This window comes from Azospirillum mesophilum, assembly GCF_053470405.2.
The window spans coordinates 22,646-40,974 of record NZ_JBPXMQ020000013.1 but is presented as its reverse complement, the minus strand read 5'-3'; the positions used below and the strand labels follow the sequence as shown (position 1 = coordinate 40,974).

The following is an 18,329-nucleotide window of genomic DNA, read 5'->3' as shown; positions in this document are numbered from 1 at the left end:
CCCCCGCCGTTTCGCGGTGCAACCGGACCGACTGGCGAAGGTTCCCCGGGGCCGCTATTCTGGCGCCAACCAAACGTCAATTTGGCCCAACAACAATTTGGACATTCCCGAGAGGGAGGAGAGACCCATGGATCAGCCGTTGTGGACGCCGTCGGAGGAGCGCATCGCCTCCGCCAACCTGACCACCTTCCGCGAGGCCGCGAACGCCCGCTTCGGCCTGCGCATGGCGGACTATGCCGACCTCTACAACTGGTCGGTTGCCGGGAAGGAGGACTTCTGGCGCTTCCTGTGGGAGTGGGCCGGACTGAAGGGCGATCTGGGCAGCGTGGCGCTGAAGGACGGCGACAAGATGCCCGGCGCCCAGTGGTTTCCGGAGGCGAAGCTGAACTACGCCGAGAACCTGCTGGCCGGCGCGCCGGAGGCTGAGGCGGTGGTCTTCTGGGCCGAGGACAAGCAGAAGCGCCGCTGGTCCGGCGCGGAGCTGAAGGCCCAGGTTTCCCGCCTGCAACAGGCGCTGAAGGCGCTGGGCGTCGGCAAGGGCGACCGGGTGGCCGCGGTGATGCCGAACATGCCGGAGACGCTGGCCGCCATGCTGGCCGTGACGAGCCTGGGCGCCATCTGGTCCTCCTGCTCCCCGGACTTCGGCGTCCAGGGCATCACCGACCGGTTCGGGCAGATCGAGCCGACCGTGCTCTTCGCGCCCGATGCCTATTGGTATAACGGCAAGTCCCACGACGTCCGCGCCAAGATCGCCGAGGTGCTGAAGGATCTGCCGACCGTCAAGCGCACGGTCATCGTCCCCTACGTGAACGAGGAGCCGGACGTCAGCGGCATCCGCGACGCGGTGCGCTATCCCGACTTCCTGGCCCCGCACGCCGCGGCCGAGGTGACGTTCGAGCGGGTGCCCTTCAACCACCCGATGTTCATCCTGTTCTCCTCCGGCACCACGGGCAAGCCGAAGTGCATCGTGCACGGGACCGGCGGCACGCTGATCCAGCATGTGAAGGAACACCGGCTGCACACCGACCTGCGGCCCGGCGACCGCATGTTCTATTTCACCACCTGTGGCTGGATGATGTGGAACTGGCTGGTCTCCGGCCTCGCCAGCGGCACGACGCTGCTTCTGTACGACGGCTCGCCCTTCGCGCCGACCGGCAACATCCTGTTCGACTATGCGGATGCCGAGCGCATGACGCTGTTCGGCACCTCGGCCAAGTTCATCCAGCAGGTCGAGAAGTCGGGGCTGGAGCCGATCAAGACGCACAAGCTCGACACGGTGCGGACGCTGACCTCCACCGGTTCGCCCCTGATGCCGGAGAATTTCGAGTTCGTGTACCGGGCCATCAAGACGGACGTGCATCTGGCCTCCATCTCCGGCGGGACGGACATCGTGTCATGCTTCGTGCTGGGCAATCCGACGGCGCCGGTCTGGGCGGGCGAGCTTCAGACCGCCGGCCTGGGCATGGCGGTGGAGGCCTTCGACGACAACGGGCACGCGGTGCGCGGCGAGAAGGGCGAACTGGTCTGCACCCGCCCCTTCCCCAGCATGCCCGTCGGATTCTGGGCCGATCCGGACGGCAAGAAGTACCGCAACGCCTATTTCGAGCGGTTCGACAACACCTGGACGCACGGCGACTTCATCGAACAGACGGTGCACGGCGGCTGGGTGATCTACGGCCGCTCCGACGCGGTGCTGAACCCCGGCGGCGTGCGCATCGGCACGGCGGAGATCTACCGTCAGGTGGAGCAGATGCCGGAAATCAACGAGGCGGTCTGCATCGGCCAGGAATGGGACGGCGACGTGCGCGTCGTGCTGTTCGTGGTGCTGCGCGAGGGGCTGACGCTGGACAAGGCGCTGGAGGACGCGATCCGCAAGCGCATCAAGGAAAACTGCTCGCCCCGCCACGTCCCGGCCAAGATCGTCCAGGTCAGCGACATCCCGCGCACGCGTTCCGGCAAGATCACCGAGCTGGCGGTGCGCGACGCCGTGCACGGCCGCCCGATCAAGAACACCGAGGCCCTGTCCAACCCGCAGGCGCTGGACGAGTTCACGGAACGTGCGGAGCTGAAAGGTGGCTGATGGCGACGCTTGACCTGTTTCTCGACCTCGACGGGGTGCTGGCCGATTTCGACCGGGGCGTGAAGGCGGTCACCGGCAAGCGCCCCGAAGAGCTGCCGATGAAGGTCATGTGGCGGGAATTGTCCCGCCACCCCGACTTCTTCGGCACGCTGGAGTTCATGCACGACGCGCAGGATCTCTGGCGCTTTTGCGAGCCCTATGAGCCGACGATCCTGACGGGCCTGCCGCTGGGATCCTGGGCGCCGGAGCAGAAGCGGCGCTGGGTTGCCCACATGCTGGGGCCGCACGTCCGCGTCATCACCTGCATGGCGAAGGACAAGTTCCGCTACGGCGGCCCCGGCAAGGTGCTGGTGGACGACCGCGAAAAGGCCCGCGACCCGTGGGAGACGGCCGGGGGCACCTTCGTGCTGCACACCAGCGCCAGGACCTCCATCGAGGAGCTGAAGCGCCTGGGTTTCGGAGGGTAGCGCCTGGACGGGTTGGGAGGGGCCACGCAGGCCCCTCGCCTTCCCCGACCCTTATTCGGCGGCAGCGTGCCGCGCTTCGTGGCGGGTCTTGAGCAGGGAGACCGCCACGCCGCCGGCGATCAGCGTGAGCGTGACCGCCAGCGAGAACAGGGGCTCCGGCTTTCCGAAGACCTGTGTGTAGAAGATCTTGCCGCCGATGAAGACCAGCACCAGCGCCAGCGCGTATTTCAGGTAACGGAAGCGGTGCACCATCGCCGCCAGCGCGAAGTAGAGCGCGCGCAGGCCAAGGATGGCGAAGATGTTGCTGGTGTAGACGATGTAGGGATCGGTCGTGATGGCGAAGATCGCCGGAACGCTGTCCACCGCGAAGATCAGGTCCGCGAACTCGATCATCATCAGCGCCAGGAACAGCGGCGTGGCGTGAAGCAACACCCGGCCGTTCTGAGCGGCCTCCCGGACGAAAAAGCGCTGGCCACGGAACCCGTCCGTGATGCGCAGATGCCGGCGCAGGAAGCGAAACACGGGGTTGCCGGCGATGTCCGGCTGGTGGTCGGCGGCGAACAGCATCTTCACGCCGGTGACCAGCAGGAAGGCGCCGAACAGGTAGAGCACCCAGTCGAACTCGCTGACCAGCGCGGCCCCGGCGGCGATCATCGCGCCGCGCATGACGATCACGCCCAGGATGCCCCAGAACAGCACCCGGTGCTGGAGTTCGCGGGGAACCGCGAGATAGCCGAAAATCAGCGAGATGATGAAGACGTTATCGAGCGACAGGCTCTTTTCGATGAAGAAGCCGGTGTAATACTGGATGCCGGCCGTCTCGCCCATCGACCACCAGACCCAGCCGCCGTACAGAAGAGCGACGGCGATGTAGAAGGCCGACAGGCGCAGGCTTTCCGCCACGCCGATTTCATGGTCGCGGCGGTTCAAAACACCCAGGTCGAAGGCCAGCAGGGCCAGGACGACGGTGAGAAAGGAAAGCCACACCCAAACCGGCTTTCCCATGAAATCGAGAAGAACGGGAGCTAACAGGGAATCCATCGCGAGACCCACTTGATGGCGCTGCGTCTGCAGTGAACCCAAGCGGTATCCGACATCACGGCTGACGCCTCAGCCGCCAGAGGGGCCCGGACCCGAACGCCTTGCAGGTGGTGTCGCAAGACAACCATTCAAGGTGCTGCCCGGCGAGTCGGGCGAATTGCCAGCGCGGCGGATCGCTGCGCCGCGGTCATCCGGCCAAATGACATACCCGATGATGCATTCACGCCACAGTTTAGGCAAGAATTCAGGTTCTGGAATACACTTGCGGTTGCTTTTGAAGGCTTCGCTCTTGTGCGGATGGTTTCATTCTGCCAATAACTCGAAAAAATCCACAATCGATCCAGCCCAATGGAGTTACGCATGAACCAGGCCGAGCTCATCGAGACCGTCGCGACCAGCGCTGGCATCAAGAAGACCGAAGCGGCGAAGGTCGTTCAGTCGGTGTTCGAAGGCATCTCCTCGGCGCTGGGCCGTGGTGAGGAAGTGCGCCTGGCCGGCTTCGGCATCTTCGAGGTGGCGGAGCGAGCCGCTCGCGAAGGCCGCAACCCGCGCACCGGCGAGGTCGTGAAGATCGCCGCCTCCAAGGCGCCGAAGTTCAAGCCCGCCAAGCAGCTGCGTGACTCGGTCAACGGCTGATACGCACGCGATCGGAGCGGAGCCCCACCATGTCCATGGAACCATCGGAGCTGCAGGCGCTGACCGCCAAGGTCGTCGCTGCCTACGTCGGCAACAACCCGGTCGCGGTGGGTGACCTGCCCGCGCTGATCAACAACGTCCAGGGCGCGTTCCGCGGTCTCGGCGAAGAGAAGTCCGCTCCGGCCAAGGCCGAGCAGGAACCCGCCGTGCCGATCAAGAAGTCGGTCACGCCCGACTACATCGTCTGCCTGGAAGACGGTAAGAAGCTGAAGATGCTCAAGCGGCATCTGAAGACCGTGTACGACCTGACGCCGGACGAGTACCGCGCCAAGTGGGGCCTGCCGGCGGAATACCCCATGGTCGCCCCGAACTACGCCAAGGCGCGGTCGGAAATGGCCACCAAGCTTGGGCTGGGGCGCAAGCGGGTCGTGCAGGACTGACGGTCCACACCATTTCCGTGTTGTGATCGGGCGCATCCACCGGGTGCGCCCGATGTCTTTACCGGAACGGCTTTCCGTCAAAAGGGCTTCTGCCAAGAGAACGGCGACTGCGACATTCTGCGCATAGCGCGATTGTGCAATGCGGCATAGGCTTTCGACATACGCCTCTGGAGCGTTTCCTCCCTAGACTCGGGCCGTTGGGCATCCCAACGGCCCTTTTTATGCCTACGGAGTCTTCAGCGGCCCGGAGCCGTGGCGTCGCCCTCGTTCAGGCTGCGCTGCATCAGCACACTGTCGACCCAGCGCCCGAACTTGAAGCCGACCGATGTCAGCACGCCGACCGGTGCGAAGCCGAGCGACCGGTGCAGGCCGATGGATGCCGCGTTCTCGCTGCCGCCGATCACCGCGACCATCTGTCGGCATCCTGCCTCGGCGCAACGCTCGATCACCGACGCCAGCATGGCGCGCCCGATGCCCCGCCCCGTGAAGTCCGGGTCGATGTAGATGGAATCCTCGACGGTGAAGCGGTAGGCCGTGCGCAGCCGGTACGGTCCGGCATAGGCATAGCCCGCGACGATCCCGCCGATCTCGGCCACCACGTAGGGAAAGCCCCGGCCGAGCACGTCGCTGCGGCGGCGTTCCATCTCGCCCACGTCCGGCGGCACCTCCTCGAAGGTGGCTAGGCCGTTCAGCACATGGTGGGCGTAGATGGCCTGGATGCGATCCAGGTCTTCAGGGCGGCTGTCGCGAATGAGCATGGGCGAGATCCGTGGCTTTTCGTCCGGGATAGCATGGCGGACGCAACCTTGAACAGGGGCCCGGTTCCACCTGGGGTTTCCCGGCCCTTCCCTCCCGGCGGAGCATGCCTTTCCGCCTAACGGTTATGGCCGAATGGCCGAGTGTTTCAAAGAAGGCACCGCCATGTGGCCGAGTACAGACCAAAAGGAGAAGCCCACATTCCCCCGTCACCCAAACGTCAGACCCGCAACACGATATGATGCGACAAAAGTTCATTCGCTCCTGTCGGCTGTCGCGGCGGCAGAATAGCCCGGACATACGCCAAAAAATATTGCTGCGACGCCGTTTACGGGCTTGATCCAACTTGGCGGTAGCGGCACAGTACCAATGTCCGATTGGCACATCCTTGGATAATTTCGGCAAAATCCCACAAACAAAAAGCCGAAACGATGAGCGACGCATAAGCGCTCACCGGAAGGGGATGGTGTCGCGGACGACGGTGGAGCGTTGGAGAGAGGAGGCCTTGGAGTGCTCAAGAAACTCCTGACTGGTGAAAACGCCAGCCTGTCCCGATACGTCGAAGAGTCGAAGCGGTTCCCCATCCTGGCGCCCGACGAGGAGCGCGAACTCGCCGTGGCGTGGCGCGAACGCGGCAGCGGCGTGGCGCTGGAACGTCTGGTCGGCAGCCATCTGCGCCTGGTCATCAAGATCGCGCGGGGGTTCGGCGGCTATGGGCTTCCGCTCGCCGATCTCGTGGCGGAGGGCAACGTGGGCCTGATGCAGGCGGCGCAGAAGTTCGACCCGGAACGCGGCTTCCGCTTTGCGACCTACGCCACATGGTGGATTCGGGCCGCCATCCAGGAATACATTCTGCACAGCTGGTCGCTCGTGAAGATGGGCACCACGGCCGCTCAGAAGAAGCTGTTCTTCAACCTGCGCCGCCTGAAGAGCCAAATGGAGGAGCTGGAACAGGGCGACCTGTCGCCGGAAACAGTGACCGCCATCGCCACGGAGCTGGACGTGCCGGAGCTGGAGGTGGTGGAGATGAACCGCCGCCTGGCTTCCAACGACAGCTCGCTCGACGCCACCCTGTCCAGCGACGGCGAGACCAACTGGCTGGAACTGCTGGCCGACGACCGCCCGACCCAGGAAAACGTGATCGCCGAGGCCGACGAGCTGGCCCTGCGCCGGCGGCTGGTCGGTCAGGCCCTGGAACGGCTCGACGACCGCGAGCGGCGCATCCTGTTCGAACGCCGTCTGAAGGATGACCCCTCGACGCTGGAGGCGCTCAGCCAGCAGTTTTGCGTGTCGCGCGAGCGCGTGCGCCAGATCGAAGTGCGCGCCTTCGAGAAGCTGCAGAAGGCCGTGCTCAGCGCGGCCCAGGCCCTGCGGCGCCCGGCGGCGCAGCACGCGGCGGCGTGAGAAGGAAATCCGACGCAACCGTTGGCTTCTGCAACGATGGTTTGAATTCCAACCGGCGGCTGCCCTGAGGGCGCCGCCGGTAATTTTTTGCCCGCAACAGGCCTGCGACAATGCATACCGTTTCCTCAACCCCACGCGGCAGGCATAGTGCCGGTTGTAGAGTCGAATATTTTGCATTCTACACAAATCCTGTTACCCTGACGCCGACCTATCTCGCGGGGAAGTCGCTCCATGTCGCATGCCGCTCAGACCCAGTCCATTGTCGATCGCATCTCGTTTCTGCGGATCGACGAAGGCACAAAATCAACCCTTCGGGAATTCCAGCCCCATCTGGCTCAGCGGATCGACGGCTTCCTGGAGGACTTCTACGGCTATCTCCGCGCCGTCCCGCAGGTTGCACCGCTGCTGACCAACCCGAGCGTCGTGGGGCGCGCGCGCGATCTTCAGAAGCAGCATTGGCTGAAGAACGTCTTCACCGGCACCTTCGACGACGCCTACATGGCGCAGGTGCTGAAAATCGGTCAGGCGCACCAGCGCATCGGCCTTGAGCCGCGCTGGTACATGGGCGCCTACTGCTTCATGATGAACAAGCTGATCGACCTCGGCGCGCAGGTCTACCGCAAGAAGCCGGAGAAGCTGGCCCTGCTGCTTCAGGCGGTCAACAAGGCGGTCTTCCTCGACATGGACCTGGCGACTTCGGTCTATGTGGACCTGAACACGGCGGCGATCATCTCCCGCGAGTTGGGCAGCACCGCCGATTCGTTCGAGCGTGAGGTGAAGGGCGTCGTGCAGGCCGTCGCGTCGGCCGCACAGCAGCTTCAGAGCACGGCCCAGAACATGACCCGCACCGCGGAGGAGACCAGCGCCCAGTCCACCGTGGTGGCCGCCGCCGCGGAAGAGGCGTCGGTCAACATCCAGACTGTGGCCGCCGCCGCGGAAGAGCTGACCGCCTCCATCGGCGAGATCAGCCATCAGGTCACCCAGTCGGCCGCCATCGCCAGCGAGGCCATGTCGCAGGCCGAGCGCACCAACAACACCGTGCAGGGCCTTGCCGACGCGGCGAGCCGCATCGGTCAGGTGGTGAAGCTCATCCACGACATCGCCAGCCAGACCAACCTGCTGGCGCTGAACGCCACCATCGAGGCGGCGCGCGCGGGCGAAGCGGGCAAGGGCTTCGCGGTCGTGGCGTCCGAGGTGAAGAGCCTCGCCAACCAGACGGCCAAGGCCACCGAGGAGATCAACTCGCAGATCGGTGCGGTCCAGGGGGCGACCCAGGAAGCGGTCGGCGCCATCCGCTCCATTTCCGAGACCATCTCGCGAATCAACGAGATCTCGACCTCCATCGCGACCGCCATGGAGGAGCAGGGTGCCGCCACGACGGAGATCGCCCGCAACGTTCAGCAGGCCTCCATCGGCACGCGCGAGGTGAGCGAAACCATCGTGCGCGTGAACGCGTCGGCAGCCGACACGGGCAGCGAGGCGCGCAACGTGCTTGGCGCGACCAACGAACTGACCCGTCAGTCGACCACGCTTGGCACCGAGGTCGACCGGTTCCTGGCCCGGGTGCGCGCCGGCTGACCGACGCCCCTTCCCTGAAGCGAACTTCCGTTCGCTTCAGATTCAAATGGCCTCACTCGCCGGCTCTCAGCGGATGCCTGTGGCATCCGCCTGCCGCCAGCGGGAACGAAGTTCCCGCGAGAGGCCGGGCTTCAGACGCACGAGCGTCCGGGCCCGCCGTCGCGGTCCAAAGCGGATTGAAATCCGCTTCAGGAAGACCTGAGCACAAAGCAAGAGCGCCGGTGGTTGGATGGCAGCCGCCGGCGCTCTTGCTTTGTGCTGTGCGTGTCCGCCTGCCGGACCGCGTTACATGGCCGTGCGGACAACCATGTCGCTGATCGTCACGTTCTCAGCCCGCGCCGCCATCCACACGTCGTCCAGCGAGCGCCAGTGGCTGCGTCCGCCCAGAGTGGCCAGCGCGCCGCCGCGCATCACGACGAAAAGGCCAGTGCGCCCCAGATTCACGATTCTCATCATTGCCCTGCCCTCCATCGCCCGACCGGTATCCCGGAAAATTTGTCGGTGTACTGCTGAATTGTCCAGCCCTGAACTGGTTTAGACCCTAACCTGACACGCAGCGGGCGTCAACGCTGACAGATGTCATAATTCTTTGGTCCTCTCCAGACCGATGCGCGTTCAGGGATTGTTAATCCTATGGACCTCTCTCGCGATGTGAGAGGTAATTTTCGCAATGCGCACCCATCAAGCTCTTTCACGCCTCAGCAAGCGCAACCCTGGCATGTTCGGTGACGGAGTTCCAATCGCCGCGTGAGGGCTGACGGAAGAGCCGCATGGTCGGGTACCAGGGGCTGTCGTCCCGGTGGAGGAGCCAGCGCCAGTCTGCCTCGTGGTGCAGAAACGTCCAGACCGGCTTCCCGAGCGCCCCGGCGAGATGGGCGACAACCGTGTCCACCGACAACACGAGGTCGAGGGTCTGGATCATCGCCGCGGTGTCGCGCAGGTCCGTGGTCCGCGGGGGCTTGTCGCAAAAGGGCAAGCTTTCGGCGTCGTCCAGTGGCGCGCCGCGCTGCAAACAAACCCAGTCCACGCCCGGCACATCCATCAGGCGCCGGACGAGGTGCCGCGGCAGTGAGCGGTGCCCGCCGTCCCAGGCCCCGGCGGCCCAGGCGAGCCCGACGCGCAGCCGGTCGCCTCGAGGGCCGCCTTGCGGCAGCTTGGCGGCTTGCGCGGCGATCCGCGTCGTCTCGGTCGACAGGTAAGGAACGCCGCCGGGAGCCGTCGCAAGCGTCGTGCGGAAGGCGAAGGGCAGCTCCATCAGTTCAGCCTGCACGGAAAAGGCCGGCATCGGAGCCTCGTCCGACAGCGGGACGACGCCCTCCACGCCGGGAAGGCCCGCCAGCAACGCCTGCACACCGTCTGGTGCCTGGACCCACAGGCGCGACGCGCGCTCCGCCACCAGCGGCAGGTAGCGCGCGAACTGCACGATGTCGCCCAGCCCGTGGTAGCAGCGCACCAGAACCGCCTGCCCGTCGAAGGTAGCGCCGTCCCAAACCGGGCGTTGGTGGAAAGGCCGGTCCGTCGGATTGAACTCGTCCGGCTCCATAGCGGACAGCACATGATCGCTGACGGCCCAGGCCGCCTCGAACTCGCCCAGCAGCATGTGGGCTTTCCACCGCTCCCCACCGATAGCGAGCGGATCAACGCCGAGTGACAGCGCGCGCTCGTACAGCTCAAGGCTTTCGCGGACCCGGCGCGCCCGCAGATGCGCCGCCGCGCGGTCCAGCAGATCGGCCGCCTCGGACGGCCATAAAGTGTCCACGCATCCCCTCCGTCGATAAATCCCCGGTTCGATCAACCGGGGAGATCAACGCGGACGGACGTGTGCCGGTTCACCGGGGAACGCGGCCTTCCGAAAGCCGTTTCCAGGAACATACGGCATGAGCCCTGGGAGGAGGAATGGACGCCGCCGCGACGCACGATGCGATCACCCTGCCCGTCACGATCCGGCTGGCCCGCCGGGACGACCTTCCGGCGCTGGAATGGTTCGGGTTGCACACCCCGCATCGCGAGATCATCGCCAACGCCTTCCGCACGCAGGAGCGCGGAAACGGCGCTCTGCTGGTCGCCGAGGTCAACGGCTTCCCCGCCGGCCAACTCTGCATCGACTTCCTTCGCAAACGCCACCTGAGGCGGGGCACCCTGTGGGCCTTGCGCGTGTTCCAGCCCTTCCGCAAGCAAGGGCTTGGCACGCGCCTGATGACGGCGGCGGAACGCACCGTGGTGGAGTATGGCTTCGCGGAAGCCGAACTGGGCGTGGACCGCGACAACGCCGGGGTGCTGGCCTTCTATGATCGGTTGGGCTACGAGCCCTGCGGGACCGAGCGGGGCCGCTACTCCTACCGCACACCGGCGGGGGAACTGGTGCAGGTGCCCATCGACCAGTGGATCCTGCAGAAGACTCTGCGCCGCGATGCGTTGCGGCGGGCCGCCGCGTCGCTGGCCTCCGTACCGTCGGTCTCTATTCCGCGGCTAGGGCAATGATCCGGGCCGGACGGCGCCGCGGCAGCCGGATGCGCGCGCCGTCCAGGACCGTGACCAGCTCGCGGGCGGAATCCGTCGCCAGCGCCAGGGCGAGCAGCGGCAGCCAACGGTCGAAGAGCTGAGCCGCGACATCCTCCTCTCCGGCCTGCAAGGCGGCCAGCGCGTCGAGCAGCGCGATCTCGTCCATGCCGACCCGCGCGCAGGGCGGGCAGCGGATCTCCGGCCGCCCCGCGTCGGCGACCGCGAAGGAGCCGAGCAGGGCGAACAGGGGCAGCAACGCCGTGGACGGCACCCCGGCAACGCCGAAGCCGGCCCGCATGGCCGCCATTCCACCCGCCGTCCCGTTGCGGAACCATTGGCGAACACCGATCAGGATCGCCCGCTCGGCCGTCGTCAGGTCCGTCACCGTCCAGGGCGACAGACGCCCCTCATCCACCGTCTCGCACATGCTGCGTCCTCCGCAGGAGATTGACGGGGGCGACCGTAACCCATTCCGAACCAAAATGCGAGTCATTCTCATTTGCATAGACGGGCCTGTGACAAGGGTGGGATAGTCCGCATCGGAAAGGTTGGATTAACCATAACGGCGAATTCTTACCTCGCTCGATGACTGGAGCGTGGAAGGATGACGCGGATTTTCGGACAGGCACTGCTCGGACTGCTGGTGGCACTGGCGATGCTGGCGACGGCCCACCCGGCCAGCGCTCAGATTCGCCTGAACCCGGCTTATGGCGAGGACACTCTGCTCGGCCCCACCAGGGCGCGGGGCGCGGTGGTGTGGAGCCATGGCCGCTCTATCGAGGTGGAGGACTCCAACGCCCCGACGCCTCTGTACATGAAGGCGCTGCGCGAGGCCGGCTGGGACGTCTACCGGCTGGACCGGATGCGGGTCAGCGATACCCTGCCCAACAGCTCCCGCGCGCTGGCCGGCTATGCCGACCAGCTCAAGGACCGGGGGTACCGGCAGGTGGTGCTCACCGGCCAGTCCTTCGGGGCCTTCATTTCCCTGATGGCCGCGGGCCAGAGCGACCGGGTCGACGCGGTGGTCGGCACCGCCCCGGCCGCCTTCGGCAACTTCGCGGAGGCCTACGACAGCTTCCGCGACAACGCGGCCCAGCTCTGGCCGATCCTGCGCAACGTGCGGCAGGCGCGGGTCATGCTGTTCTTCTTCCACGGCGACGATTTTGATCCGGGCGGACGCGGCGAGGTGTCGCGCAACATCCTGGCTTCGCGCGGGCTTGCCAACATCGTGGTGGACCAGCCGGCCCTGCTGACCGGGCACGGCGCCGCCACGACCGGCATGTTCGTCCGCCGGTTCGGGGCCTGCATCGTGCGCTTCGCCGAAGCGCCGCCTGTGGCCGGCGACCCGTCCTGCGACGAAGCCTGGGGCCGCACGCCGAGCGCGGAGCTGCTGCAGGCCGCCCTGCCCGGCCCCGCTCAATCCGGCACGCGCGGCGTCGGGTCGTCGGAGCCGGTGTCGGTCGCCCGCCCCTTCCTGGGCACCTGGTACGGCGCCTACATCAACGGGCGCGAGGTGGCGCTGGCGGTTGACCGGGTGGAGGGCGACACGGTCTATGCCGACTATGTGCTCGGTCCGGGCATGGAGCCCGACCAGATCATCGAGCGGGTTCGCCGCAAGGGCCGCATCGAGAACGACGAGCTGATCTTCGACGAGAAGGGCCGCAACGTGCTGCGCTACCACGTCCGACCCGACGGGCGGCTGGCCGCGACGTGGCTGGAGCGCTCCGGCAAGGGACGGCTCGAAGCCACGCTGCGGCGCGTGAACTGACCTCAGAGACGGCGGGCGAGCGCGAGCAGCCCGCCGGCGCCGATCATCAGGCCGCCGGTCAGGCGGTTCAGGGTCCGGGTGGCGGTGGCGCTGGACAGGCGGGCGGCGATGCTGTTGCCGCCGGTGGCGTAGGCCATGATCCAGCCGAACTCCACAACCACCATCACCGAGACCAGCACGATGAGCTGGGGACCGAGCGGGGCCGACGGTTCGATGAACTGCGGAAACAGCGCGGCCATGAAGACCAGGGCCTTGGGGTTGCTGAAGGCGACGAACAGGCCGCGCAGGAACAGGCGGATGGCCGACACCTCCTCGATCACCGTCTTGTCCGACTCCGCGGCGGCCGGCTCCGTAGGAGCGCGCCACGCGGCGATGCCCAGCCAAGTCAGGTAGGCGACGCCCGCCCACTTCACCGTCAGGAAGGCCGGTTCGGACGCCTGCAGCAGGGCACCGAGGCCAAGCACCGACAGGGTTGCCAGGATCGTCAGCGCCGTGACCATGCCCAGCCCGCCCCAGGCGGCGCGGCGCACGCCGTAGCGCAGGCCGAGGCTCATCGCCAGAAGCATGTTGGGGCCGGGTGTCATCGACAGCACGAAGGCGGTCACCAGAAACAACCCCAGGGTCTGCCAGCTCATCGCGATCTCCCGAAAATGGCACGGCATGGGAGCATGGCCGGCGGGTGGTTGGCAAATGCGGCGGGCGCAGGTCTGCCTACCGGTCGGGTGCCGGAATGGGTTCGCGCAGCCACTCGTCCAGACTTTCGGGCAGACGCCGGACTCCTGGCAGGGAGGCCTCGGCCGAGCGGATCCGGGGGCCGAGCATCGCGCCGGGCCAGACGGCGCCCGTCGCATCGACCCGCGCGGCGTAGCGGGTGCCGGTGGAGGAGATGAATTCGCCCCGGCCGGAGGGCCGGTCGTGGAGGAAGTCGCCGACGTAGCGATGGCCTTCCGGGAAGGTCAGGATGCCGTGGCCGACGGCCTGCCCGCGCCGATAGGTGCCCGTGAAAGCCTTGCCGTCGGCCCACTCGACACGGGCCGGGCCTTCGAGACGGCCGTCGATGAAGACGCCCTCCGCCCAGCCGGCCGGTTCGCCGTCCTGCTCCCACTCCAGCACGCCGCCGCCCTGGGCGAAGCCGTTGCGGCACGGGCCGGTCCAGTGGACGGTCTTGCCGGCGGCGGGATGCTGGTCCCGGATCCGGCAGCCGTGGTCACGGTCCAGAACCACCGTTTCGGTGCTTGCCGTCCCCGCCCAGAGCAGGGCGCAGAGGCCGAGGGCCATGGGCCAGACGCGCATGCTTAATCCCTCCGGTATGCTCGCTTGGTGGCGAGGCGGAGAGGTTAATCACGGCGGGGCGCGGGGGCTGTGGCGCGCCTCTCATCCGACATGCGTTCGGATTCAGGAATCCTTGGACCAGCGGGCCGCCGCGTCGTTGTCGGTGGCCTTGGCCTCGACCCAGCGTTCGCCGTCGGGGGTGGCCTCCAGCTTCCAGAAAGGGGCCTTGGTCTTCAGCCAGTCGATCAGGAAATGGCAGCTTTCGAAGGCCGCCTCGCGGTGGGCGCTGGCGGTGGCGACCAGCACGATCTGGTCGCCCGGCTCCAGCCGGCCGTAGCGGTGGATGATCAGCGCGTCGTCCAGCGGCCAGCGCGCCCGCGCCTCCGCCTCGATGGCCTCAAGCTGCTTTTCGGTCATGCCGGGATAGTGCTCCAGCGTCATGGCGCTGACCGCCTCCCCGCCCGCCATGTCGCGCACGAGGCCGACGAACAGCGTCACCCCGCCGATGGAGGTCCGGCCACGGGTCATCGCGGCCAGTTCGGCCCCGACGTCGAAATCCTCGCGCTGCACCTTCACCGTCACGGCGCGTTCCCCCCACTGTTCGGGTCTCCCCCGAGCCGCAGGGCGTTCAGCGTGAAGCCCCAGTTCGAGGTGACCCAGATTTCTTCCTCCGGCCGCAGGTTGCGGTCCTGGATCGCCAGACAGACGCGCCCGGCGATGTAGCCGAACAGCACCAGCCCGACCTCCTCCACCCAATCCTCCAGCGCGCGGCAGAGGTCCAGCAGCTCCGCCGGGATGGCGCCGCGCTGCAGGGCCTCGGCGTTGCGCGCCTTGAAGAAGGCGGCGTCGGCGCCGTAGTTGCGCAGCAGGATCTGCGCCTCGTCCCGCACGCGGGCGCGGTTGCGCTCCGGATCCGGGTCGAGCGGGATGCGGTCGGCCAGCGCGTCCATCCCCGGAACGAACATCAGCCGGACGATCTGCGTGCGCTCCGACACCACGCCGCCGGCTCCGGCGTAGACGCCGTCCACCTCGTACATGGTGTAGCCCTGGATGCCCGACGACAGGCGCGCGGCGATGAGGTCCATGTTGTGGGCCAGTTCCGGCCAGTGCCGGTCCAGCAGGCGGACGATGTGCGCGCGGGTGTGCGTGTCGGCGAGATAGGCGCGGATGTTCGCCGCGTTGAACGCGTCGGTCAGCGTGTCGTAAAGCACGCCCTGGAAGTCGGCGCGCTTGGGCAGATACAGCTCCGCCTGCAAGCCGTGCTCGGGCGGCTGGAAAAGATATTGGCGGGACGGCGGCGCGCTACCGGCCATCGCGGGGGCTCAGCCGCCGGTGACCGGCGGGAACAGCGCGACCTCGTCGCCCGACGAGACCGGGTGGTCGTAGGGGACATGCTCCTGGTTCACGGCAACCTTGACGACCTTGGAGTTGGCCAGCGCCTCCGCGTGCTTCGGGCTGCGGGTCTTCAGCCATTCGACGAGGCCGCCGACGTCCTTGACCTCCGCCGGCAGATCGACGGTTTCCGTCGCCACGCCGATCTTGGTCCGCAGCCAGGCGAAATAGAGGACCTTCATCACCGAACCTCACTGAAGGGCAGGAATTCCACGATCATGCCGGGCTCGACGCGGGTCACGTCCTCCGGCAACTCGACGAGGCCGTCGGCCTCGACCATCGACGACAGGATGCCAGCGCCGTCGCGCGGGTGCTTGACGGCGGTCAACACGCCGTCGGCGGCGCGGGCCAGCGTGGCGCGCACATACTCCCGCCGACCGGCCTTCTTCTTGTAGGTGAAGCCGGCGCGCAGGGGGAACAAGGCCGGCGCCTCCTCCGCAGCGCCCATCAGGCGCAGCAGGATCGGCCGGGCGATGCGCAGGAAGGTGACCATCACCGCCACCGGATTGCCAGGCAGGCCGAGGAAGGCCGCGTTCCGGACCGTGCCCAGCGCCACCGGGCGTCCCGGCTTGATGGCAAGGCGCCAGAAATGCAGCGAACCCTGCGCCTCCACCGCCGCCTTGACGTGATCCTCCTCCCCCGTGGACATGCCGCCGGAGGTGATAAGCGCGTCGTGGCGGTCGGCAGCCGCGCCCAGCGCGTCGCGGATGGCGTCGCGCCGGTCGGGCAGGATGCCGAGGTCGGTCACCGCGCAGCCAAGCTGGCGCAGCGCGGCGATCAGGGCGAAGCGGTTGGCGTCGTAGATGCAGCCGGCGTCGAGCGGCGCGCCCGGCTCCCGCACCTCGTCCCCGGTGGAGAAGACGGCGATGCGCAGGGGCGTGCGGACCGCGATGTCGGCGCGGCCGAGCGAGGCGATCAGGCCGACATCTTCCGGACGGAGGCGGCGGCCGGCGGACAGCACGGTGGCGCCGCGCTGCATGTCCTCGCCGGCCTTGCGGCGGTTGGCGCCGCGCTTGATGCCGGCGGGAATGGCGACGGTGCCTCCCTGCCCCGGCTCGCCTTCCGCTTTGCAGTCCTCCTGCATCAGCACGGTGTCGAAGCCGGCGGGCATGGGCGCGCCGGTGAAGATGCGCACCGCCTCCCCGCGCTGCCCCGGACGGCCGAGCGGATGGCCGGCGGCCACCCGCCCCGTCACCGGGAGGATGGTCGAGGCTTCGGGCGTCAGATCGTCGAAGAAGACGGCATAGCCGTCCACGGCGGAGTTGTCGTGCGGCGGCACGTCGAAAGGCGCCACCACGTCTTCCGCCAGCACGCGCCCGAGAGCGTCGGAAAGGCCGACGCGTTCGGTGCCGGTCACCGGGCGGACACGCTCAGCCAGCAAGGCCAGAGCCTGTTCCACCGCCATCATCTCGCCGCCGAAGGCGAAGCAATCATTGCTGAGCTGAGCCATGGACGCACTCTAGTCCGGCGGGGCGGTTGGTATGAAGCCCGTTGTGCATCGTTGTGCAGATTGGGCCGGTTGCACAATGGGGTGGAGGCGGAGGGGTGAATGTTGTAAGATTTTATTCTTATCGCGGAAGGAGCATTTCCGCAAGGTTTTGCCCCCTCCCTAACCCTCCCCCGCTTCGCGGGAGAGGGAACTCCGCCGCAAGCCCCAATACCCTCTCCCGCGTAGCGGGGGAGGGAGGGACCCGCGAAAGCGGGAGGGTGGGGGCAACCGCTTTACCGCCCCACCAGCCCACAACGCTCCACGATGAAGGCGGCCACCGCCTCCTCGTCGTTCAGGTCGAGGATGGGGACCGGGGATTCGGGGACGGGGCCGTCGCTGGCGATGGCGACGATGGTGGGATCGTCGAGCGCGATCAGGGGCTTGCCGACGGAGCGGCGCCACACTTCGATCTTCTCGTGCGGTTCGCGCTTGAAGCCTTCGATCAGCAGCAGGTCCACCGGGGAGAGCTTGGGCAGCAGTTCGCTGAGCGACAGTTCGGGCTCGTCGTCGCGGATCTCGTGCATCAGCGCCCAGCGGCGGGGCGAGCTGACCAGCACCTCCGTGGCGCCGGCGATCCGGTGGTTGTGGCTGTCCTTGCCGGGATGGTCGATGTCGAATCCCTTGTGCGCGTGCTTCATCGTGGACACGCGGAGCCCGCGGCGGACCAATGCCGGAATCAGGCGGACGATCAGCGTGGTCTTGCCGCTGCCGCTCCATCCCGTCAGGCCGAACGTCTTCATGAAACCCCTATCCTCCCGCCGTGGCGCCTTGGTTCATCCGGCGCCTTACACCCGTCCATTACCAGAAACGCGCATGCGTGCGAATGACAAGTGCAGGCGGCGGCTCAGCCGGGCGTGCGGGCGGTGTTGGCGGGGGCGCCCTTGGACTGCTGGTTCGGCCGTTTCGGCGGCTGGTGCGCCATCATGTGTTTCAGGCCGGCGCGCATGTAGTCCCAGCCGGTGACGAAGGTCAGGATCGCCGCGACCCACAGGCCCAGCGTGCCGATGAGCGTGACGGGGATGTGCGGCGGGCCGTAGTCGCCGACGATCAGGAAGCCCAGCGCGAACATCTGGATCGTCGTCTTCCACTTGGCGAGCCACGTCACCGGCACGCCGACGTTCAGGCCGGCCAGATATTCCCGGAGGCCGGACACCAGCACCTCGCGCAGCAGGATCACCACGGCGGCCAGAACGGACAGGCCGGTCAGCCGCGCGAAGGCGACCAGCATGATCAGCGTCGCGGCGACCAGCAGCTTGTCGGCGATGGGGTCCAGGAACTTGCCGATGACGCTTTCCTGCTCCCACGCGCGGGCGAGATAGCCGTCGAAATAGTCGGTGATGCAGGCGGCGGCGAACAGGCCGCAGGCCGTGTAGGCCGCCCACGCCTCCGGCACGTAGAACAGCCCGACGACCACCGGGATCACCACGATGCGAGACAGGGTGAGCAGGTTGGGCAGGCTGGTCAGCATCGGATCGGACTCGGGATTCGGAAGGGTCTGGCGCCG

21 protein-coding genes are annotated in these 18,329 nt (G+C 67.2%); 8 read left to right on the top strand and 13 right to left on the bottom strand.

Annotation, left to right across the window (positions count from 1 at the left end; all coding sequences use genetic code 11):
• The first annotated feature begins 127 nt into the window (after positions 1 to 127).
• Together ACSVC7_RS14310 and ACSVC7_RS14305 are read left to right on the top strand one after the other, a co-directional pair.
• Positions 128 to 2,080 (top strand): acetoacetate--CoA ligase, encoded by a 1,953-nt coding sequence (locus ACSVC7_RS14310; protein ID WP_448205008.1) that lies wholly within the window; start codon positions 128 to 130, stop codon positions 2,078 to 2,080.
• Positions 2,080 to 2,547 (top strand): hypothetical protein, encoded by a 468-nt coding sequence (locus tag ACSVC7_RS14305; protein ID WP_448205007.1) that lies wholly within the window; start codon positions 2,080 to 2,082, stop codon positions 2,545 to 2,547. Before ACSVC7_RS14310 ends, ACSVC7_RS14305 begins: the two co-directional genes overlap by 1 nt.
• A gap of 51 nt (positions 2,548 to 2,598) precedes the next feature.
• On the opposite strand, the gene ACSVC7_RS14300 is transcribed toward ACSVC7_RS14305, so the two are convergent.
• The gene (locus ACSVC7_RS14300; protein ID WP_448205006.1) at positions 2,599 to 3,588 is read right to left on the bottom strand and encodes a TerC family protein; all 990 of its coding nucleotides are present in this window, start codon (positions 3,586 to 3,588) and stop codon (positions 2,599 to 2,601) included.
• A 360-nt stretch (positions 3,589 to 3,948) separates the two neighbouring features.
• On the opposite strand from ACSVC7_RS14300, the gene ACSVC7_RS14295 reads away from it, so the two are divergent.
• Positions 3,949 to 4,224 (top strand): HU family DNA-binding protein, encoded by a 276-nt coding sequence (locus ACSVC7_RS14295; protein WP_209879703.1) that lies wholly within the window; start codon positions 3,949 to 3,951, stop codon positions 4,222 to 4,224.
• Positions 4,225 to 4,253: 29 nt separating this feature from the next.
• Positions 4,254 to 4,664: a Ros/MucR family transcriptional regulator gene (locus ACSVC7_RS14290; RefSeq protein WP_448205005.1), complete on the top strand. Its 411-nt coding sequence runs from the start codon at positions 4,254 to 4,256 to the stop codon at positions 4,662 to 4,664.
• 236 nt (positions 4,665 to 4,900) lie between these two features.
• Here ACSVC7_RS14290 and ACSVC7_RS14285 read toward each other — a convergent pair whose 3' ends face one another.
• On the bottom strand, positions 4,901 to 5,422 hold the full coding sequence (locus ACSVC7_RS14285) for a GNAT family N-acetyltransferase (protein ID WP_448205004.1): 522 nt from the start codon (positions 5,420 to 5,422) through the stop codon (positions 4,901 to 4,903).
• A 508-nt stretch (positions 5,423 to 5,930) separates the two neighbouring features.
• Here ACSVC7_RS14285 and rpoH point away from each other — a divergent pair.
• A complete protein-coding gene (gene rpoH / locus ACSVC7_RS14280; protein WP_448205003.1) occupies positions 5,931 to 6,824 on the top strand; it encodes an RNA polymerase sigma factor RpoH in 894 nt (297 codons plus the stop codon).
• Between the two features lie 231 nt (positions 6,825 to 7,055).
• Positions 7,056 to 8,402: a protoglobin domain-containing protein gene (locus tag ACSVC7_RS14275; protein ID WP_448205002.1), complete on the top strand. Its 1,347-nt coding sequence runs from the start codon at positions 7,056 to 7,058 to the stop codon at positions 8,400 to 8,402.
• A 285-nt stretch (positions 8,403 to 8,687) separates the two neighbouring features.
• Here ACSVC7_RS14275 and ACSVC7_RS14270 read toward each other — a convergent pair whose 3' ends face one another.
• Together ACSVC7_RS14270 and ACSVC7_RS14265 are read right to left on the bottom strand one after the other, a co-directional pair.
• Positions 8,688 to 8,858, bottom strand: a complete 171-nt coding sequence (locus ACSVC7_RS14270; RefSeq protein WP_448205001.1) for a hypothetical protein — start codon at positions 8,856 to 8,858, stop codon at positions 8,688 to 8,690.
• A gap of 235 nt (positions 8,859 to 9,093) precedes the next feature.
• Positions 9,094 to 10,161, bottom strand: a complete 1,068-nt coding sequence (locus tag ACSVC7_RS14265) for a glycosyltransferase family 9 protein (protein ID WP_448205000.1) — start codon at positions 10,159 to 10,161, stop codon at positions 9,094 to 9,096.
• 137 nt (positions 10,162 to 10,298) lie between these two features.
• Here ACSVC7_RS14265 and ACSVC7_RS14260 point away from each other — a divergent pair, with 137 nt between their 5' ends.
• Positions 10,299 to 10,883, top strand: a complete 585-nt coding sequence (locus ACSVC7_RS14260) for a GNAT family N-acetyltransferase (protein ID WP_448204999.1) — start codon at positions 10,299 to 10,301, stop codon at positions 10,881 to 10,883.
• Here the strand turns inward: ACSVC7_RS14260 and ACSVC7_RS14255 are convergent.
• Positions 10,861 to 11,331: a hypothetical protein gene (locus tag ACSVC7_RS14255; RefSeq protein ID WP_448204998.1), complete on the bottom strand. Its 471-nt coding sequence runs from the start codon at positions 11,329 to 11,331 to the stop codon at positions 10,861 to 10,863. The genes ACSVC7_RS14260 and ACSVC7_RS14255 overlap by 23 nt on opposite strands.
• Positions 11,332 to 11,508: 177 nt before the next feature.
• Between ACSVC7_RS14255 and ACSVC7_RS14250 the strand changes: the two genes are divergently transcribed.
• A complete protein-coding gene (locus tag ACSVC7_RS14250) occupies positions 11,509 to 12,672 on the top strand; it encodes an alpha/beta hydrolase (RefSeq protein ID WP_448204997.1) in 1,164 nt (387 codons plus the stop codon).
• 2 nt (positions 12,673 to 12,674) lie between these two features.
• Here ACSVC7_RS14250 and ACSVC7_RS14245 read toward each other — a convergent pair whose 3' ends face one another.
• The 8 genes from ACSVC7_RS14245 to pgsA form a co-directional block, all read right to left on the bottom strand.
• Positions 12,675 to 13,307 (bottom strand): LysE family translocator, encoded by a 633-nt coding sequence (locus tag ACSVC7_RS14245; protein WP_448204996.1) that lies wholly within the window; start codon positions 13,305 to 13,307, stop codon positions 12,675 to 12,677.
• Positions 13,308 to 13,383: 76 nt separating this feature from the next.
• Positions 13,384 to 13,965, bottom strand: a complete 582-nt coding sequence (locus tag ACSVC7_RS14240; RefSeq protein ID WP_448204995.1) for an MORN repeat-containing protein — start codon at positions 13,963 to 13,965, stop codon at positions 13,384 to 13,386.
• A gap of 102 nt (positions 13,966 to 14,067) precedes the next feature.
• A complete protein-coding gene (locus tag ACSVC7_RS14235; RefSeq protein ID WP_448204994.1) occupies positions 14,068 to 14,526 on the bottom strand; it encodes a molybdenum cofactor biosynthesis protein MoaE in 459 nt (152 codons plus the stop codon).
• Entirely contained in the window at positions 14,523 to 15,257 is a 735-nt protein-coding gene (locus tag ACSVC7_RS14230; RefSeq protein ID WP_448204993.1) for a hypothetical protein, read from the bottom strand. The genes ACSVC7_RS14235 and ACSVC7_RS14230 overlap by 4 nt, the downstream gene beginning before the upstream one ends.
• A 9-nt stretch (positions 15,258 to 15,266) precedes the next feature.
• Complete coding sequence (moaD, locus tag ACSVC7_RS14225; RefSeq protein WP_448204992.1) at positions 15,267 to 15,518, bottom strand: molybdopterin converting factor subunit 1; 252 nt, start codon at positions 15,516 to 15,518, stop codon at positions 15,267 to 15,269.
• A complete protein-coding gene (moeA, locus tag ACSVC7_RS14220) occupies positions 15,518 to 16,786 on the bottom strand; it encodes a molybdopterin molybdotransferase MoeA (protein ID WP_448204991.1) in 1,269 nt (422 codons plus the stop codon). Before moeA ends, moaD begins: the two co-directional genes overlap by 1 nt.
• A gap of 272 nt (positions 16,787 to 17,058) precedes the next feature.
• Complete coding sequence (gene mobB / locus ACSVC7_RS14215) at positions 17,059 to 17,565, bottom strand: molybdopterin-guanine dinucleotide biosynthesis protein B (protein ID WP_448204990.1); 507 nt, start codon at positions 17,563 to 17,565, stop codon at positions 17,059 to 17,061.
• Positions 17,566 to 17,669: 104 nt separating this feature from the next.
• Complete coding sequence (pgsA, locus tag ACSVC7_RS14210; protein WP_448204989.1) at positions 17,670 to 18,293, bottom strand: CDP-diacylglycerol--glycerol-3-phosphate 3-phosphatidyltransferase; 624 nt, start codon at positions 18,291 to 18,293, stop codon at positions 17,670 to 17,672.
• Positions 18,294 to 18,329: the final 36 nt, after the last annotated feature.

Coding starts and splice junctions, on each gene's coding strand:
- ACSVC7_RS14245 (WP_448204996.1), bottom strand. CDS start 13,307: ATGAGCTGGCAGACCCTGGGGTTGTTTCTGGTGACCGCCTTCGTGCTG.
- pgsA (WP_448204989.1), bottom strand. CDS start 18,293: ATGCTGACCAGCCTGCCCAACCTGCTCACCCTGTCTCGCATCGTGGTG.
- ACSVC7_RS14250 (WP_448204997.1), top strand. CDS start 11,509: ATGACGCGGATTTTCGGACAGGCACTGCTCGGACTGCTGGTGGCACTG.
- ACSVC7_RS14260 (WP_448204999.1), top strand. CDS start 10,299: ATGGACGCCGCCGCGACGCACGATGCGATCACCCTGCCCGTCACGATC.
- ACSVC7_RS14305 (WP_448205007.1), top strand. CDS start 2,080: ATGGCGACGCTTGACCTGTTTCTCGACCTCGACGGGGTGCTGGCCGAT.
- ACSVC7_RS14275 (WP_448205002.1), top strand. CDS start 7,056: ATGTCGCATGCCGCTCAGACCCAGTCCATTGTCGATCGCATCTCGTTT.
- ACSVC7_RS14240 (WP_448204995.1), bottom strand. CDS start 13,965: ATGCGCGTCTGGCCCATGGCCCTCGGCCTCTGCGCCCTGCTCTGGGCG.
- ACSVC7_RS14255 (WP_448204998.1), bottom strand. CDS start 11,331: ATGTGCGAGACGGTGGATGAGGGGCGTCTGTCGCCCTGGACGGTGACG.
- ACSVC7_RS14310 (WP_448205008.1), top strand. CDS start 128: ATGGATCAGCCGTTGTGGACGCCGTCGGAGGAGCGCATCGCCTCCGCC.
- ACSVC7_RS14285 (WP_448205004.1), bottom strand. CDS start 5,422: ATGCTCATTCGCGACAGCCGCCCTGAAGACCTGGATCGCATCCAGGCC.
- ACSVC7_RS14290 (WP_448205005.1), top strand. CDS start 4,254: ATGTCCATGGAACCATCGGAGCTGCAGGCGCTGACCGCCAAGGTCGTC.
- ACSVC7_RS14230 (WP_448204993.1), bottom strand. CDS start 15,257: ATGGCCGGTAGCGCGCCGCCGTCCCGCCAATATCTTTTCCAGCCGCCC.
- ACSVC7_RS14295 (WP_209879703.1), top strand. CDS start 3,949: ATGAACCAGGCCGAGCTCATCGAGACCGTCGCGACCAGCGCTGGCATC.
- ACSVC7_RS14300 (WP_448205006.1), bottom strand. CDS start 3,588: ATGGATTCCCTGTTAGCTCCCGTTCTTCTCGATTTCATGGGAAAGCCG.
- mobB (WP_448204990.1), bottom strand. CDS start 17,565: ATGAAGACGTTCGGCCTGACGGGATGGAGCGGCAGCGGCAAGACCACG.
- ACSVC7_RS14270 (WP_448205001.1), bottom strand. CDS start 8,858: ATGATGAGAATCGTGAATCTGGGGCGCACTGGCCTTTTCGTCGTGATG.
- moeA (WP_448204991.1), bottom strand. CDS start 16,786: ATGGCTCAGCTCAGCAATGATTGCTTCGCCTTCGGCGGCGAGATGATG.
- moaD (WP_448204992.1), bottom strand. CDS start 15,518: ATGAAGGTCCTCTATTTCGCCTGGCTGCGGACCAAGATCGGCGTGGCG.